Annotated in this window: 15 protein-coding genes; 7 read left to right on the top strand and 8 right to left on the bottom strand. The window is 54.7% G+C overall.

Translation table 11 applies throughout. The features are described 5' to 3' along the window. Positions 1–3: 3 nt before the first annotated feature. Entirely contained in the window at positions 4–273 is a 270-nt protein-coding gene (gene rpsO, locus RHK62_RS05415; protein WP_206201355.1) for a 30S ribosomal protein S15, read from the bottom strand. A gap of 106 nt (positions 274–379) precedes the next feature. Next, a complete protein-coding gene (locus RHK62_RS05420; RefSeq protein ID WP_206201356.1) occupies positions 380–1,420 on the bottom strand; it encodes a LysR family transcriptional regulator in 1,041 nt (346 codons plus the stop codon). Positions 1,421–1,789: 369 nt separating this feature from the next. Here RHK62_RS05420 and RHK62_RS05425 point away from each other — a divergent pair, with 369 nt between their 5' ends. Together RHK62_RS05425 and RHK62_RS05430 are read left to right on the top strand one after the other, a co-directional pair. Beyond that, a complete protein-coding gene (locus tag RHK62_RS05425; protein WP_310453414.1) occupies positions 1,790–3,967 on the top strand; it encodes a CHASE2 domain-containing serine/threonine-protein kinase in 2,178 nt (725 codons plus the stop codon). Further along, on the top strand, positions 3,964–4,224 hold the full coding sequence (locus RHK62_RS05430; RefSeq protein WP_206201358.1) for a FeoA family protein: 261 nt from the start codon (positions 3,964–3,966) through the stop codon (positions 4,222–4,224). The genes RHK62_RS05425 and RHK62_RS05430 overlap by 4 nt, the downstream gene beginning before the upstream one ends. Here the strand turns inward: RHK62_RS05430 and RHK62_RS05435 are convergent. The 5 genes from RHK62_RS05435 to RHK62_RS05455 all read right to left on the bottom strand — a co-directional run bounded on the left by RHK62_RS05435 (position 4,207) and on the right by RHK62_RS05455 (position 9,921). Then, positions 4,207–5,838: a CTP synthase gene (locus tag RHK62_RS05435; protein WP_206201359.1), complete on the bottom strand. Its 1,632-nt coding sequence runs from the start codon at positions 5,836–5,838 to the stop codon at positions 4,207–4,209. The two genes, RHK62_RS05430 and RHK62_RS05435, sit on opposite strands and share 18 nt — an antisense overlap. 79 nt (positions 5,839–5,917) lie before the next feature. Next, positions 5,918–6,262 carry a helix-turn-helix transcriptional regulator gene (locus tag RHK62_RS05440; RefSeq protein WP_206201360.1) on the bottom strand — a complete coding sequence of 115 codons (345 nt, stop codon included), beginning with the start codon at positions 6,260–6,262 and terminating at the stop codon, positions 5,918–5,920. 117 nt (positions 6,263–6,379) lie between these two features. Further along, positions 6,380–8,065 (bottom strand): B12-binding domain-containing radical SAM protein, encoded by a 1,686-nt coding sequence (locus tag RHK62_RS05445; protein ID WP_310438437.1) that lies wholly within the window; start codon positions 8,063–8,065, stop codon positions 6,380–6,382. 69 nt (positions 8,066–8,134) lie between these two features. Beyond that, entirely contained in the window at positions 8,135–8,920 is a 786-nt protein-coding gene (cpdA, locus tag RHK62_RS05450) for a 3',5'-cyclic-AMP phosphodiesterase (RefSeq protein WP_310453415.1), read from the bottom strand. Between the two features lie 62 nt (positions 8,921–8,982). Further along, positions 8,983–9,921 carry a DMT family transporter gene (locus RHK62_RS05455; RefSeq protein WP_399378034.1) on the bottom strand — a complete coding sequence of 313 codons (939 nt, stop codon included), beginning with the start codon at positions 9,919–9,921 and terminating at the stop codon, positions 8,983–8,985. A 221-nt stretch (positions 9,922–10,142) separates the two neighbouring features. On the opposite strand from RHK62_RS05455, the gene RHK62_RS05460 reads away from it, so the two are divergent. The 4 genes from RHK62_RS05460 to RHK62_RS05475 are packed head-to-tail and all read left to right on the top strand — an operon-like array spanning position 10,143 to position 15,137. After that, positions 10,143–12,077: a hypothetical protein gene (locus RHK62_RS05460; protein ID WP_310453417.1), complete on the top strand. Its 1,935-nt coding sequence runs from the start codon at positions 10,143–10,145 to the stop codon at positions 12,075–12,077. A gap of 53 nt (positions 12,078–12,130) precedes the next feature. Further along, positions 12,131–13,939: a proline--tRNA ligase gene (locus RHK62_RS05465; protein WP_302679031.1), complete on the top strand. Its 1,809-nt coding sequence runs from the start codon at positions 12,131–12,133 to the stop codon at positions 13,937–13,939. Beyond that, on the top strand, positions 13,936–14,565 hold the full coding sequence (locus RHK62_RS05470) for a methyltransferase domain-containing protein (RefSeq protein WP_302679032.1): 630 nt from the start codon (positions 13,936–13,938) through the stop codon (positions 14,563–14,565). Before RHK62_RS05465 ends, RHK62_RS05470 begins: the two co-directional genes overlap by 4 nt. Then, positions 14,565–15,137 carry a hypothetical protein gene (locus tag RHK62_RS05475; RefSeq protein ID WP_310453418.1) on the top strand — a complete coding sequence of 191 codons (573 nt, stop codon included), beginning with the start codon at positions 14,565–14,567 and terminating at the stop codon, positions 15,135–15,137. Before RHK62_RS05470 ends, RHK62_RS05475 begins: the two co-directional genes overlap by 1 nt. On the opposite strand, the gene murA is transcribed toward RHK62_RS05475, so the two are convergent. Then, a complete protein-coding gene (gene murA, locus RHK62_RS05480) occupies positions 15,093–16,412 on the bottom strand; it encodes a UDP-N-acetylglucosamine 1-carboxyvinyltransferase (RefSeq protein ID WP_310453419.1) in 1,320 nt (439 codons plus the stop codon). The genes RHK62_RS05475 and murA overlap by 45 nt on opposite strands. A 129-nt stretch (positions 16,413–16,541) precedes the next feature. On the opposite strand from murA, the gene RHK62_RS05485 reads away from it, so the two are divergent. After that, positions 16,542–16,973: a hypothetical protein gene (locus RHK62_RS05485; protein WP_302679035.1), complete on the top strand. Its 432-nt coding sequence runs from the start codon at positions 16,542–16,544 to the stop codon at positions 16,971–16,973. The last annotated feature ends 64 nt before the right edge of the window (positions 16,974–17,037 follow it).

Consider the following 17,037-nt stretch of genomic DNA (forward strand, 5'->3'; position numbering starts at 1 on the left):
TCTTTAACCCCGAATTCCTAGACGTTCAATGAGTTGGCGATAGCGCTGGGCATCGTGGCGATGGATATAGGCCAGTAGCCGCTTGCGACGGCCAATAATTTTCAGCAGTCCTCGGCGAGAGGCGTGATCTTTTTTATTCGCCTTGAGATGCTCAGAAAGCTGCTTGATCCGCTCCGTGAGGATGGCAACTTGGACATCCGCAGAGCCAGTATCGGTACCGTGGATCTGGTAGGTGTTGATGATTTCTTGTTTAATGTCGTGTTGCAGGGCCATGGTCATCAGTTATGAACAGCGCGATCTATTATCATACTCCGATCTTTTGAAATAATAAACTCTCCTGAGCGCGACTATTCTGCCTGTTGGCTGCCACTGCGTCGCCCTAAGAATTACTGACATTGGTGCTGTTTTCCTCAAGGGGGGCGATCGTCAGCAGTTCCTTAAGGGGTTTTTCACTATCGGAGATGGGGGACTTGGCCGTTGTCAGTTCTGTATCAATGGCAAAGGTGGCAAATTGGGTGAGAATTTCACGGCAGAAGACCTCGGCTGCCCGCGATCGGTAGCGATTGGGATTGGTAATCAGTGACAGGGTGCGTTTCACCACCACATTTTCGATACCCATCCGCCGTAGGCTCCCCAGTTGTAACTCCTTCTCAATGGCGGAAATGGAGACAAAGGCAGCCCCCAAGCCCGACTGCACGGCGTTTTTAATGGCCTCAATGGAATTCAGCTCCATCTCCACCTTCAGGCGGCGAGGGTCAATGTTGGCGCGCTGCAGTACCTGATCAATCACCTTACGAATGGTGGATTGGGCATCGAGAGCAATAAAGCCCAGCTTGTACAAGTCTTCTTTGGTGAGGGTTTCGGCACTAGCCAAGGGATGATCCACGGGTAAGACCAGTGCCAGTTCATCCTCAGCATAGGGGGTGACGGTAATTTGCTCGCTGAGTTCTGAGGGAACTTCACCACCAATAATTGCCAGATCAATTTGACCGTTGACCAAGCTCCAGCAGGTGCGGCGGGTGGAATGCACATGCAGTTGAACAGCAACTTCGGGATATTTGCTGCGAAACAGGCCAATCATGCGGGGCATCAGGTAGGTGCCGGTGGTTTGGCTGGCTCCAATGATCAATGTCCCCCCCTGCAATTTTTGTAAGTCTTCGATGGCACGGCAGGCTTCATGGCACAGGGAGAGAATTTGATCGCCGTAAGCCAGTAGGAGTTGTCCGGCTTCGGTGAGTTGGGCACGGCGTCCCCCGCGGTCAAATAGGGGAACATCCAGTTGGCGCTCAAGGTTTTGCACCTGTAAACTCACTGCGGGTTGGGAGACGTAAAGGCTGTCAGCGGCTCGCTTAAAGCTTCCTTCGAGGGCGATCGCCTTCAGGATGCGCAATTGATCAAGGGAAAAGGGCAGTTCGGACATAGGCATTGAGGCCATAGGCGTGCCACTAAGAGGCGTTTTTCTGAACTTATCAGGAATCATGCCCAATTGATATCTATCCCCGCACAAGAAGGCTGAGTTTGGCGTGCCAATGATGCAAAATAGCACATCTGAAACCTATTGTAAGGGTTCAGTTTCCCCCGCGCGATCGCTGACTTTTGTTACATATTGTTACATTATTGCGCTGGGGAGCGATCGCCATCTAGCACCAAGAGAACAGTGACCTCTATTGGCTGTATATCCCGTTGCTCATCCCCTAGCAGCAGCGGAAAGGGAAGATGGCGGTTCGCTAAAATCGATCTAGTGATGCTCTCAAGGCGCCGCTGCACAATTGCGCGAGGAGTTGAAATCGTGCCCTACCCTTGGCCAAAATGGCTGCCGATGCCGGTTGTTGCCACCACACTGGGAGTAGCCGCTGTGGTGATCGGTGTGCGCCAACTGGGACTGCTTCAGCCGTCGGAACTGAGTCTGTATGACTTCTATGTGCGATCGCAACCCGCCCGTGACCCTGATTCGCGTATCCTGACGGTGCTGGTAACGGAGCAGGACATCCAAGCCCAAAAAACGTGGCCCCTGCCGGATGCTACCGTTGCCGATCTCCTCACCCGCCTCAATGCCGCTAGCCCGCGGGCCATTGGCTTGGATATTTTCCGCGATTTGCCCCACCCCCCCGCCCACGACGAGCTGCAAAACATGATTCGCATCAACCCGCGCATTATTCCAGTGTGCAAATCAACGGGGGAAACAGCGGAGCAACCCGAAGTGCCGCCACCACCCAGTATTCCCGCAGCACAGGTGCCAGAGCGAGTGGGCTTTGCCGATATCCCCCTCGATAATGATGGTGTCATTCGCCGCAATCTATTTGTGATCAGCAATCCTAAGGCGCAGCGGTGTACAACGCCCTTTTCCTTTGCCCTGATGCTGGCACTGCGCTACCTAGAACAAGACCCCGCTCAGACTATCAAACTCGATGAGAAGGGTTTGACGCTCAATGATGTGCATTTTCCCCTCCTCAGCAGCGATGCCGGTGGCTATGTGGGGGTGGACGATCGCGGCATGCAAACCCTGCTGAAGTACCGCTCACGCACCGCAGTGGGGCCAACGGTTTCCCTAACGGATGTACTGACTGGACGAGTGAGCGAAGACCTGATTCGCGATCGCGTCGTTTTGATTGGGGTGTCTGCGCCGAGCATCAAGGATATTTTCCTCACCCCCTATAGCGGTAGTGATGCCGTGACGCAGCAAATGCCGGGGGTGGTTGTTCATGGCCAGATGGTGAGTCAATTCCTGAGTGCGGCCCTCGACGGCGAAAGTCCCATTTGGTATTGGCCGCTGCCGGTGGTGCTTGGCTGGATTCTGCTGTGGGCTGGGGTGGGCAGTGTCCTTGGCTGGTGGTTGCGGCAACCGCTGTGGTTGGGGGGCGCGGTAGTGGGGGGACTCATTGTCCTTTTTGGTGGCGGGTTTGGCATTTTTGTGATCGGGAGTGGCTGGATTCCCGTGGTGCCGCCGGCGATCGCCCTGGTGCTCAGCAGTGTCGGCATGGTTGGCTATGTGAGTTATCAAGCGCAGCAGGAGCAAAAATCTTTCCAAGAAAAAGTACAGGAACAGGAAAAAGCCTTGGCGCTGTTGCGATCGCTGATGGCCGAGGATACGGCAGCCCTCAATGCAGCCCTGCGAGAACCCACAGAAATTACCGGCAAACCCCGTTCTCTCCTCAGTGGTCGCTACAAAATCCAAAAAGTCTTGGGGTCAGGGGGCTTTGGCCGCACCTATTTGGCTCAGGATACCCAGCGACCGGGGAACCCCCTCTGTGTGGTCAAGCATTTGCGACCGGGACGCACCGATGAGCGCTTTATGCAGGTGGCGCGACGGCTCTTTCATACCGAAGCAGAAATCCTTGAAAAGTTAGGACGCCACGATCAAATTCCCCTCTTGCTGGCCTATGTTGAGGAAAATCAGGAATTCTATCTAGTGCAGGAGTTTATTGATGGTGCTTCCCTAAGTGAGGAGCTGAAACGCAAACACACGGAAGCCGAAGCCACCCAAATCCTACGGGAAATCTTGGAAGTGCTGAGTTTTGTCCACAGTCACTATGTGATTCACCGCGATATTAAGCCCGACAATATTATTCGCCGTGCCAGCGATCGCAAGCTGGTGCTGATTGACTTTGGAGCGGTGAAACAAATTCAACCCCAAGAAGTGAAGCAAACCCAAGGGAGCACCGTGATTATTGGCACAATGGGCTACGCCCCCCCCGAACAACTCTCTGGACAGCCCACCCTCAGCAGCGATATTTACGCTGTGGGTATGATTGTGCTGCAGGCTTTAACGGGCATTAAACCCCGCGACCTTCCCCGAGACCCCCGCACGGGTGAAGTGGATTGGCAACAGTGCGTTACAGTCAGTGAGCGGCTAGCGGCAGTGCTAAATAAAATGGTGAAGTTTAACTTTAGCGATCGCTATCCCTCCGCCAAGGAAGCCCTTCAGGACGTGCGGCGCTTGGGAACCCCTGCTGCATCTGTTTCATGAGGCGGCCTGTGTTGCTGTCTGAACTGCCCCTTGGGACGCTGGCACGCATCACTGCCATTGAGGGAACCCCTGCTTGGCAACGCCGCCTTGCAGCCGTGGGATTGACGGTCGGCCAAACCGTCACCCTGTTGCGTCGTGCCCCCTTCAGTCAAACCTTGGCCGTACGGGTGGGTGCCCTGACCGATGTGGCCATACGGGCAACAGATGCTAGCACTATCCTTGTGGAACCGCTGCGAAATCTAGAGGCTTGGGACTAACTGGGCATCCTCACGGTTAGAATCCTTGGCTGCTGCTGCCAGCAAACCGTAAAAGAGAGGATGAGGCGCATTGGGACGGGAACGAAACTCGGGGTGAAACTGCACCGCAATAAAGAAGGGGTGAGCCGGATACTCGATAATTTCTACTAAGCGGCCATCAGGCGAGGTGCCCGTAATTTGATAGCCCGTTTCCAAAAAAAGGCTGCGATAGGCATTATTAAACTCGTAGCGATGGCGGTGCCGCTCGTAGATGACCGTCTCCCCATAGAGCTTTTCGGCAAGGGAATTGGAGGCTAGGCGGCAGGCATACAAGCCCAAGCGCATCGTTCCCCCCAAATCCACAATGTCCTGCTGTTCGGGCAACAGGTGAATCACGGGATGGGGGGTATTGGCATCAAACTCAGCACTGTTGGCATTTTCTAAGCCCGCAATATGGCGTGCCCACTCAATGACGGCACACTGCATCCCCAAGCACAGCCCTAAAAAGGGAATCCCCTGCTCACGGGCGTACTGAATAGCCGCAATTTTCCCTTCGACCCCGCGGATGCCAAAGCCCCCCGGCACAACAATGGCCGCCACATTGCTGAGGGCATTTTCCACCCCGTTTTCAACCACTTCCTCGGAGTTGACCCAGCGGATCCGTAGTTCTTGATCAAGGGCGATCGCCGAGTGCCGCAGGGCTTCCACCACCGAAAGATAGGCATCACTGAGGCGGACATATTTGCCCACAATCGCCACCTCTAAGGGGGTATGGGAACGGTAGAGCCGCTCCACCAGAGCCTGCCACTGACTGAGATCCGGTTGCCGTTGCTCCAAGTTCAAAAGACTCAAAACTTGGGTGGCTAACCCTTCGCGCTCAAGCAGCAGGGGCACTTCATAAATACTTTTGGCATCCGGCGAGGGAATGACACATTCCACAGGAACATCACAAAATTGGGAGAGCTTTTCTTTAATGCCGGGGACAAGGGGGCGATCGCAACGACAGATCAGAATATCCGGCTGAATCCCAATGGAGCGCAATTCCTTCACCGAGTGCTGGGTGGGTTTGGTTTTCATTTCCCCTGCCGAGGGAATCCAAGGCACCAAGGTTACATGCATAAACAGCACATGGTGCCGCCCCACCTCCGTGCGAAACTGACGGATGGCCTCTAGAAAGGGCAGCGACTCAATATCGCCAACAGTTCCCCCAATTTCAATGATCACCACATCGGGGTTTTTGTCCTTCGCTACCCGCAGAATGCGTTCTTTAATCTCATTCGTAATGTGGGGGATGACCTGCACTGTTCCCCCCATATAGTCGCCGCGTCGCTCTTTGTTAATCACCGCTTGGTAAATGGATCCCGTCGTGACGCTATTGAGGCGGGACATGGGGGTATCCGTAAAGCGCTCGTAGTGCCCCAAGTCCAAATCCGTTTCGGCACCATCGTCGGTGACAAACACTTCCCCGTGCTGGAAGGGACTCATCGTGCCTGGATCCACATTGATGTAGGGATCAAGCTTGAGAATTGACACGGAATACTGCCGCGATTTCAAGAGGCGGCCCAGACTGGCGGCAACAATTCCCTTACCAATGCTGGAGACAACACCGCCGGTCACAAAAACATATTTCGTCATTGCTAAATGCTAGTGGTGAGCCGCAAAGGGCATACTCGTAACACGTACGCCACTATTCTCGCATATTGGGGCATGGCGCCTAGGAGAAATTGTGCACCAATTCCTTGACCATTTGGGATTGCTCTTCAATCCGCTGCTTCAGCCGCTGACACACCAGATCACACAGCGGAAAGATCGTCGGGTCAGCAATTTCGTAATAGACGGTAACCCCTTGGGGCTGGCGCCGCACCAGACCTGCCTGAGCAAGGGTTTTCAAGTGCTTTGAGACATTGGCCTGCCCCAAGCCCGTTTCCTGAATAATCTCCGAGACATTGCGTCGTCCCTGTTTCAGGGCACAGAGCACTTGCAGCCGACTCGGTTCCGCCAGCACTTTGAAATAGTCGGCAACGTGGACGAGTAACTCAGGGGAAGGGAGATCAACCATAGGGGATATCGCACACTAGAGACACAGATCAAGATAACTTAGCTTAATGATTCTATTATATGACTGTACAGTAAATAAAGCAGCCCACCCTAGGGATGGGGAATGCTGCGAGGAGCGTTAGCGCAGCTTCACTGGCAACTTGATGGCCGATTTGGGTGAGGTGGCCGTTGTGTTTTTTTGCCGTAGCCGTTGGGCATAGAAGGACGCCGCCTCATCCCCACGGGCACATTCTTGGGCAAAGTTAATCAGATGATGCCCCACCACACCCACGTGGATCACTTGTTCAATTTGGCCTTTTTTCAGGGCCGGCCCTGCCAGTTTCCAGAAGGTCTTGCGGTAGCTGCCCCAAAGCCCCACGTGCCAGAGGAGATTTTTCATGATCCGCAGTCCCCGCAGGATATTTTCGCGGCTGAGGCGAGCTGGGCTATTCGGCACTGCAATGCGGTTGGGATAGGTGTGTTCCATTTGATAGGCAAACCGCTCGTAGAGAAATTCGGGTTCATAGGCCGTTGTGATGGTGCGGCGCCACATTTCCACCACCTCTTCGTAGGGCATGAGGAACTCAACATTGGACTCGCGGTTTTCATCATGGTTGAGGCGACCTTCTGCTTCCAGCCGGCGCCAGAGAGGCGTACGCGGTAGAGCGTGTAGCAGGTTAATTGTCAGAGTGGGAATGTGGGAGGCGCGAATAAACTCAAGGATGCGATCGCCCGTTTGGGGTGTATCGGTATCAAAGCCAATAATGATCCCAGAAACCACTTCCATGCCGTAACGATTGAGGGTTTGCACCGCCTGCAAAATCGGCATACTTAGATTTTGATCCTTGTGGATGGCGTGGAGGGCTTCAGGTTCCGGGGTTTCAATGCCACAGAAAATGGTACAGAAATAGGCCTCCCGCATCATTTCTAGGAGTTTTGGGCTTTGGGCAATGTTCAGGGTCGCTTCGCAGGCAAATTGCAGCGGGTAGCCATTGGCCCTTTGCCAGTCAATGAGGTGCGGCAGTAATTCGGTCACCGCGCGGCGATTGCCAATAAAGTTATCGTCAACGAAATAGACCGCCCCCGGATTCCCAGAAGCCAGCATTGTATCCAGTTCCTTGAGGATTTGCTGCGGCGTTTTCAGGCGCGGATTGCGGCCATAGAGTTCGGGAATATCACAAAACTCACAGCGAAAGGGACAGCCACTAGAAAACTGCACACTGCCGAGGAAGTAATTTTCCATGCGCACGTGCTGGTAGGCAGGCACAGGAAATTCACTCAGGGGTAACCGTGCCGTGGTTTCAAAGATCAGTTGTTGGGGCGGGCGCTGGCTGCCGTACTCGTCAAAGTAAGCAATCATTTTATCGGTGGCATCCCCCAGTTCCCCTAGGTGGAGAATATCCACATCGGGATAGTATTCCGGACAACTGGAGACCGAAGGCCCGCCGAGGGCAGTGAGTTTACCGTGACGATGGGCAATGTCGTTGATTTCTAAAATTTGTGGCCGCTGAATGTGCATGCCGCTAGTAATGACAATATCAGCCCAAGCATAGTCAGCATCGGTTGCTGGCCGTACATTTTCATCAATCAGGCGCACTTCCCAAGATTCTGGAAGATAGGCGGCCACCAACAAAATCCCTTGGGGTGGCATAAAGGCGCGCACCGTGCCCATGAGGGGGTAGGCGTGGTGAAAGGTGCCAAAGGAGCGGCTATAGCGGGGGAAAATGCAGAGAATACGGCGATGATTGCGGGGGGTATAGGGGACTCGACCACTGGTCATCTCGGGAACCGGTTTAATCTCATCGGTGCTCCGACTGAGGTTCATAGCCCACCACTCCTACCTACACGCACTTTTCAATAGGTATAGCCTACAAATGTGTCTATCGCCTAGGTTTTAGTACCCTTTGGCACTAAAGTCCAATGTGAGGGGAATCTCAACCCGCTCAATGTGGGTTCTAAAGGTGCCATCGGGGTATAACGACAGATGACGAAAACCGGGACCAATGGGTTCAAGGGAAAATTCAGGGGCGCGAGGCAAAAACTGGATACAGGTGGAGGGGCAGCCGAGATACATTACCCCTTGCCGCTCGGTGGCAAATTCCTGATGAATATGGCCAAAGAGGACGAGTTTGACTTGAGGGTGGCGATCCAACACAGCAAAAAGGTGCTCAGGGTTTTGTAGGCGGCTACTATCAAGCCATGGGGCACCGGTCTCAAAGGGGGGATGGTGCAGGGCAATGAATGTGGGGCGATCGCCCCCGCGACTCAAGGTTGCCTCTAGCCAGCTTAAGGTTTCAGGACGCAATTCACCATGGACTTTGCCATCCGCTTGGGAACTGAGGAGCAGGCCTTGCCAAGTCCCAAGATTGATCTGGCGATCGCCCCTCAGCGGCGGACGTTCCAGCGCCGGCAGCATTACCCTTGGTTCATCATGGTTACCGGGAATCCAATATACGGGACAGGTAAAGTCCCTGAAAGCAGTGGCCAAACGGTCGTAGGTGGTGGCAACGGGTTCCTGTGCCAAGTCTCCCGTCAACAGCAGGGCAGCAGGGGCATGACGGTGAATTACCCCTAAAACAGCAGCTAGGGATTGAGCCGTGGGCAGGCCAAGGAGTCTGCCTTCATCTGTGGCAAATAGATGCAGATCTGATAACTGGATCAGGTGAAAGGGATCATTCATAGACTTGCTGGGGTGTGGGGACGCTGGGCAGGAAACTGACCTATTTGACTGAGGTTAATCGACTACTTTTGATCGACTACTTTAACGCTGACCGAAGTTGCCGATTCCCGCAAGCGGGCGGGTAAGGGGAGTTGTTGCCACCACCGCCCAAGCACTTGGCGCTGATTGATGATGTAAATGCTCATGAGCGTTAGCCCCACCCCCACCAACTGAACCTGACTCAGGGTTTCCCCTAAGAACCAATGCCCAAAGGTGAGGGCAAATACTGGGGTGAGAAAGGTCAGGGCACTGAGACTAGTCAGATTCCCCTTGGCAGCGAAATAGAAAAAGACACCGTAGGACAGGGCACTACCGAAGAGGGTGGCATAGCCCAAATTAAAGACATCCGGCCACTGTAGAGCCGCCCAAGGTGCTGGGGTATTCAGGCTCGGCAAGAGCAAGAGGGGCAACCCGCCCAAGACCATGTGCCAGCCGGTAGCCACAACGGGATCCGCATAGCGTGCCAAGGGACGCATGAGAATGGTTCCCACGGCCATTGAGAGGGCAGCCAACAGCATCCACAGTTCACCTCGCTGCCACCACTGTCCCCAAGGAATACCTTGCCATGCGCTGGGTTGATGGAGCAACGTCAAGAGATCATCGCCTAGACCAATACCACTAATGCCCACTAAGCCAAGAAATAACCCCAGCCAGCCCCAGCCGCCAACGCGCTCTTGATATAGCCAGCGGGACAGCAATGCCACCGCAAGGGGTTGGGAGTCAATCATGACAGAACCCAGCCCGGCTCCCGTTTTTGCTAAGCCAGTGGCCAGAAACCCCTGAAATAAAAGGCCATCCACAAGGGCAAAAAGACTAATCCATCCCCACGCCCGTAAGCTATTGGGTTGGGGCTTACCGAGGGCGATCGCCACCGCTAAAACCAACAGGCCTGCGGGCACAAGGCGCACACCGGCAACCCACAGCGGCGAGGTATGGGGCATCACCTCTTTCATGGCCACCATGGCAGTTCCCCAAAAGAAAAAGGGGGAAATTAAAATCAAGCGTTGCCAGAGTGCGGTCACAGGCGTTGCAAAATCAGGAGAAATGTTAAGGATTATTGCGATTCGTATCCTTAAATTATAATCCTGCCGTGGGAAACGGCAACTTCAGGAGGGAATTGCCAAGTTGATTTGCTATAACAAGTTCTAACGACCTCCCTAGCATCCTAGGGAAATTGCAGGCAGTGGGTGAGGAGCCGCAGCAGGAAATGAAAGCACTAGAGGTTTGGCAACGGTGGTTCCGGCAGGTTCCTAAGTCAGCGGAGCTAGCGATCGCCCCTGTGGGGACAACAGTCACTGAATCTCTGCTCTCCCGCTGGCAAACCTACCGCCAACGACTCATGGCATATGAGGGGTGGCCTTGGCTCATCCCCTTTTTAATCTCCGGCGTAACCCTGATGACCGCCAGTGCTTGGCTATTGGTTTTACCCCCCTTGCCCGATTGTCGTCACTCCGGCCTCGTCATGAGCGATGGCGATCGCCTCTACTGTGCCGATCAAGCCGCCCTCCACGGCAACTTACCCTCTCTGGCTCAAGCCATTGAAACCGTCAGTCAGTGGCCCGAAGATCACCCCCTGTTTCCCCAAGCAAAGCGGCGTGTGGATGAATGGTCAGCCGCCCTACTCGTGATTGCCCGCCAACAGTTGAGCCAAGGCAATATTGATCTGGCAACGCTGCTCCTGAAAAAAATCCCCACCACCGCAGCGAGCTACTCCCAAGCTCAAGAGCTACTGACCGCAACGAATGTGGGAGAAGGGGGAAACTTGTTGGCCACGGCAGAGGCGGCGCTGCGCCAGCAGGACTGGGGGTTGGCATTACTGCAAGTGAAACTGATGAACCAGTTGGGCACCGACTACTGGCGCGAACAGGCACAAAAGCTCTCGGTGCGTATCTCCCAAGAACAGGATGCGTGGGTGCAATTGGTGCAGGCACGGGATTTGGCGGCTTGGTTAACAGCCAATGAACTGGCCGAGGCGGTCATGCTGGCTCTGCAAATTCCCCCCGAGGCGGTTGTTTATTCCCAAGCCCAAGCGGATATTCGCCGTTGGATTCCTGAAGTGTTTGTGTACGCTGAAGAACGCTTAACGGCCGGTGATCGCGAGGGTGCCCTAGCACTGATTGAAAAAATTGCCCCCGCTCTCGATGTGTCCTACCACGATCGCCCGATTGTCATCTTGGGGCAGGCCAAAGCCCTTGCGGCCAAGGGAACGGTTTTGGGCTACTGGGAAGCGATCGCCCGCGTGCAGCAGATTCCCACCACGGATCCCTTCTATGAATCGGCTCAGGCCTACCTCAAAACATGGCAGCAGCAGTTGCGCAACCAGCAGCATCTTCAGTGGGCATCGTGGCTCGCCAATTCTCATCTGCGCTGGGGGTATGCCTTGGCCATTGCTCAAGCTCGGCAGGTGCCCCTTGGTCAGCCGGAACGGGGTCAAGCCCAAGGTTTGATTGCCCTTTGGCAGCGGGATCTGCGTACGATTAATGAGCAGCCCTTGCTCCATGCGGCGATCGCCCTCGCAGAACAGAAACAGTATCAGGCCGCCCTAGGGGTTCTGCAATACTTCCCCAGCAATGCTGTGCTTGCTTCTGTAGTGGCCAACTACCGCAACGAGTGGCAGGAAAAACTGGAAGAAATTGAGGATCGTCCGATTCTGGATCGAGCGATTCGCTTGGCACGGGAAGGCAAACTAGAGGAAGCCATTCAAACCGCTGAGCAAATTGGTCGCGATCGCGCCCTCTACCGTGAAGCTCTCAATCGCATCTGGCAGTGGGACTATGAACTCAGTGTGCGCCAACGGCAACAGGCAGCACCCACGCCCGCTTGGTGGGAAAGCCCCCCCAGTACTCCTGAAAGGACTTCTGAACCAGTCACCGAACCAGAATCAGCTCCGCCAGCAACACCAAGGACTTCTGAACCAGTCACCGAACCAACATCAGCTCCGCCAGCAACACCCACGCCAGAGGCTGCTACCCCTGCACCCACCCCTGAGGCATCTCCCACCCCTGAAACCACGGTTACCCCTGCCAGACCTGCACCGACACCTGAAGCCACTGCTGCCCCGACGCCGACACCTGTTCAACCGCCAGCAGCGGATCCCGAACCAATGGCTACCCCCTAGCGATCGCTGGTCATCGTAAAATAGAGGCTCTGTGCAGTATCGGTAGCCCAGCTATGCGTCTCTCGCAAATGCTTTTTGTCACGCTTCGCGATGATCCAGCGGAAGCAGAAATTCCCAGCCACAAATTATTGCTGCGGGCGGGATATATTCGGCGGATTGCCAGTGGCATCTATAGCTATCTGCCCTTGATGTGGCGAGTGCTGCAAAAAGTGAGCGCCATTGTCCGTGAGGAAATGAACCGCAGTGGTGCTTTGGAATGTTTGCTGCCGCAATTGCAACCCGCTGAACTGTGGCAAGAGTCGGGACGCTGGGACACCTATACCAAGGCCGAAGGGATTATGTTTTCCCTCACCGATCGCGCTGAGCGGCAGTTGGGACTAGGGCCGACCCATGAAGAGGTCATCACCACCCTCGCTAAGGACTTGATTCGCTCCTATCGTCAGTTGCCCGTTCACCTGTACCAAATTCAAACAAAGTTCCGCGATGAGATTCGCCCGCGATTTGGTCTGATGCGGGGACGAGAATTCATTATGAAGGACGGCTACTCCTTCCATGCCGATGTGGCCAGCCTCAAGGAAACCTATCAGGTGATGTACGACACCTATAGCCGTATTCTTCAGCGCTGTGGCCTGACGTTTCGAGCCGTGGAGGCGGATTCGGGTGCCATTGGCGGATCGGGATCCCATGAGTTTATGGTGCTGGCTGCCGCTGGCGAAGATGAAGTGCTCTATACGGCTGACGGCCAATATGCCGCCAATGTGGAAAAGGCCGTTTCGCTGCCCCCTGACGCGGTGCCCACAACTTACAAAAAGGTGGCGACACTAGATACCCCCAATACAGCAACCATTGATGCCCTTGTTGAGCACTTGCAGTGCCATCCGACGCAAATTGTCAAAAATGTCCTCTATCGAACGGTTTTCGATAATGGGCGGGTGGGTCTGGTGTTGGTGAGTATTCGCGGCGATCAAGAGGTGAATAGCGTCAAGCTGCACAACACCCTCACTTCCCTTGCGCCCAACTACGGGGCAACGAAATTGCTGGATCTGCGGGTGGCGGATGCCAATACCGCCCAAGAGTGGGCAGCCACCCCCATTCCCTTTGGTTACATTGGCCCTGACATAGAGGACGGCGTTATTAAAGCCGATCCCCAGATCATTCCCCACTGGATTCGCATTGCCGATCACACCGTAACGGAGTTAAAGCGGTTTATTACAGGAGCCAATCGCGATCAACAGCACCGTGTCGGTGTCAATTGGGGCAAATCCTGTCCATTACCGGCCATTGTCGCCGATGTTCGCAAAGCCCAAGCCGGCGATCGCGCCTGCCACGATCCAACACAGCACCTAGAGACCGCCCGTGGCATTGAAATTGGCCATATTTTCCAGTTGGGGACAAAGTACTCTGAGGCAATGAAGGCCACCTACACCAATGAACAGGGGGAAGAGGTGCCACTGGTGATGGGCTGCTATGGCATTGGGGTTTCCCGCTTGGCTCAGGCGGCGGTGGAGCAGCACCACGATCCACAGGGCATTATTTGGCCGCTGGCGATCGCCCCCTATCAAGTGATCATTGTCGTTCCCAACATCGAGGATGGGCAGCAAATGCAGGTGGCCACTGACCTCTACGATCAGCTTCAGGCGGCAGGAATTGAGGTGCTCTTCGACGATCGCGATGAGCGGGCAGGGGTGAAATTCAAAGATGCGGATCTCATTGGCATTCCCTATCGCCTAGTGACGGGGCGGGCGATCGCCAATGGTGAAGTGGAACTCGTGATCCGCGCAAGCGGTGCCAAATCCACCCTCCCTATAAGCGAAGTTGTTCGTTATCTTCAAAAGGAGATTGCTCAGCAGTTAGGTCGATGATTCTCAATCCCTACCAGCGCACGAAACTGGATAGCCGCAGCGATGATCTCTTTTACGCGGCACCGCGCTTTGTTACCCACGTGGATGATTTCTTTCTTGCCCGCCTCACGGATCTCTACCGCCAATACTTAAAGCCACAACTGCGGGTTTTGGACTTAATGAGTAGTTGGGTGTCCCATCTACCACCAGAGCTATCCTTTGCGGAAGTGGTGGGCCATGGGATGAATGCGGCGGAGCTAGCCCGCAACCCCCGCTTGGATCGTTATTTCGTTCAGAATCTTAATGAAGAGTTGGCCTTGCCCCTAGAGGATGCCAGTTTTGATGCTGTCTTGATGGCGGTGTCGGTGCAGTACCTCCAGTATCCTGAGGCCACTTTTACAGAAATTGCCCGTATCCTCAACCCCCAAGGGGTGGTCATTGTCAGCTTCTCGAATCGCATGTTTTTTGAGAAGGCGATTCAGGCGTGGCGCGAGGGTACCGAGGGCGATCGCCTGCGCTTGGTGCAAACCTACATTGATAGCATTCCCTCCCTCAAGGTGGTAGAAACCCAGCTGCCCCGTCGCTGGCCTTGGCTGGGATTTACTGATCCTTTCTATGCTGTCGTGGGTCAAAAGCAGTCGGCGTGATGGTCAGAGGAGGCGTCTATGAGCAGTTTCGCGGTGCCCTCCTTGGACTTCTGTGGGGCATCGCTAAAGAGGATATCTATCTAGCCCAGACACTACCCCACCAATGGTTAACCCCCAACCAAGGGGAGTGGCCCGTTCAGCTGCCGCAGTTGTTGGCATCATGGGATCAACCTTTGATCTCAGTCCCCGCGGCGTTGCAGGAGATTCAGACCCTGCTCCATGAATACCTCGCGGCGGCTTGGGCACCTGAGCCTTTGGCCGTACCTCTAGAGAGAGGAGAGGTGATCCGCTATGCCTTGGCGATCGCCCCGTGGGACTTAGAATTAGCCCATGAAATTGTTATCAAGCAGCAACCCAGTGCTGGTCTTCTCTTAAGCTGTCTTTTTGGTGCCTATTGGGGGGCATTAGCCTTACCCCTCAGAGCCTGGGAGTATTGGACGCCGACAGTGGCTGCGGTGCTGGGGAACGTGATGATGCAATGGACAGGGGGTATGGGAACCGAGATGGCACTTGCCCCCAAGGACGGACTAAAACACTGGAGAAGGGGCTGTACTCGGAACATAACGCTCTAGCTGTGCACCCAAACCCCGCAGCTTGGCTTCAATTTGCCAGTAGCCCCGATCTAAGTGCTGCAAGCCATAGACGTGGGTTTCGCCGTGGGCAGCCAGTCCAGCAACGACTAAAGCCGCTGTGGCACGCAAATCCGTACCTGTTACCGGTGCACCCGAAAGATAGGGCACCCCTCGGATGGCAGCGTGATTTCCCTTGACGCGAATGTCGGCGCCCATGCGATTGAGTTCAGCCACATGGCCAAAGCGATTTTCAAACACCGTTTCGCTGACTAAACTATTCCCCTCACTGATGGCCAGCAACGTCATCATCAAGGCCTGCATATCCGTGGGAAAGCCAGGGTAGGGGAGCGTTTCAATGTCGGTGGCACGATAGCGCTGCGCAGGGGTAAAGCGGACACGGGTGGGATCGGGAAATTCAATCCTCGCTCCCATTTCTTCCAGTTTGGCAACCACAGGTGTTAGGTGACTGGGAATGACCGGTGCCAATGTAATGGCCGAGCGGGTGACGGCAGCCGCCAAGAGAAATGTGCCCGCTTCAATGCGATCGGGGATAATTTCGTATTCAGTGCCGTGGAGGCGATCGACCCCAACAATGGTAATCGAATTGGTGCCTGCCCCATAGATTTTTGCCCCCATGGCGATACAGAAGTTGGCCAAATCCACCACTTCCGGTTCTTGAGCGGCATTTTCAATCGTGGTTTCCCCCTCGGCAAGGGTGGCGGCCATCATCAGGGTTTCCGTTGCACCAACGCTGGGATAGTCCAAATAGATGCGGGTTCCCTTCAGTTTGGGGGCACTGGCGGTAACAACACCGTGGTCAATCGTGACTTCGGCTCCCATCGCTTGCAGACCGCGCACATGCAGTTCCACCGGACGAGCGCCAATAGCGCAGCCGCCGGGCAAGGGAACACGAGCAATCCCCAACCGTGCCACCAATGGACCAATGGCAAAGAAACTCGCCCGCAGTTGGCTGACCAAACTATAGGGGGGATCATTGGTATTTAATTCCGTGGCATCAATGGCGATCGCTTCACTACCGAGGCGGTGTACCTTGACCCCCAATGCCTGTAAAATTTCCCCAAGGCGACGAATATCCGCCAAGTCAGGCACTGCACGAAGAATGGTTGTATCCGCTGCTAAGAGTGCCGCCGCCATCAAGACTAATGCTGAATTCTTGGCTCCGCTAATCCTCACCTCCCCCGATAACCGATAGCCCCCCTGAATCTCGAGGTGTGCCTGCTCTGTGGTCAGCGGCGTTGCGGTCGAGGTTAGCATATTTCACTCTCACAGCCAAAAGAATTCCAAGCGATTATATCCTATCAGTGCGAATTTTATGCAAAGATCAGTATTAACAAAAGAGGGACAAATGCACGCCTGTTGTTTTGCAAATAATTTAAGGATTGGATGGAACACCAAAACCTCAGCGATTTACTGCGGCAAGAGGCAGCTAAACAGCGTCAAGCGCCCAGCAAGCGGAGTCGACACCAGCCCACCAAGGCAGAACTAGAGCAAGAACTGGCCGCCCTCAAAGCAGCGTTAGCAGCGGCAGAAGCTGAGAAAACCGCTCACAGTACCCAGATAGAGCAACTGCAACAGGAAGTGCAAACGTGGCGCGATCGCGCCCAAGCCCTCGAAACTGAGCTTCAGAACCTCCAAACCCGCCATCAGACCCTAGAAGCCGAATTTGAAGAGGCCAAAGAAGTCATTCGCCAACTCACGGCGCCTCAGCCCTACCGCTTTGAGGATGTGGGATTTAAACCCCTTGTTAATGAAGTTCCCATCCCTAATCCCAATGCCTCTCCCCTTGGGGATGCGGAAATTGGTTGGTTTGATTAGGGATTGCCCAAGGGATTGGCAGACTCTTTGAGAAGATTAAAAAAATGTAAAGGCAGATAAATCA

The sequence above is a fragment of the Thermosynechococcus sp. HY213 genome, from assembly GCF_031460975.1.
GTDB lineage: Bacteria > Cyanobacteriota > Cyanobacteriia > Thermosynechococcales > Thermosynechococcaceae > Thermosynechococcus.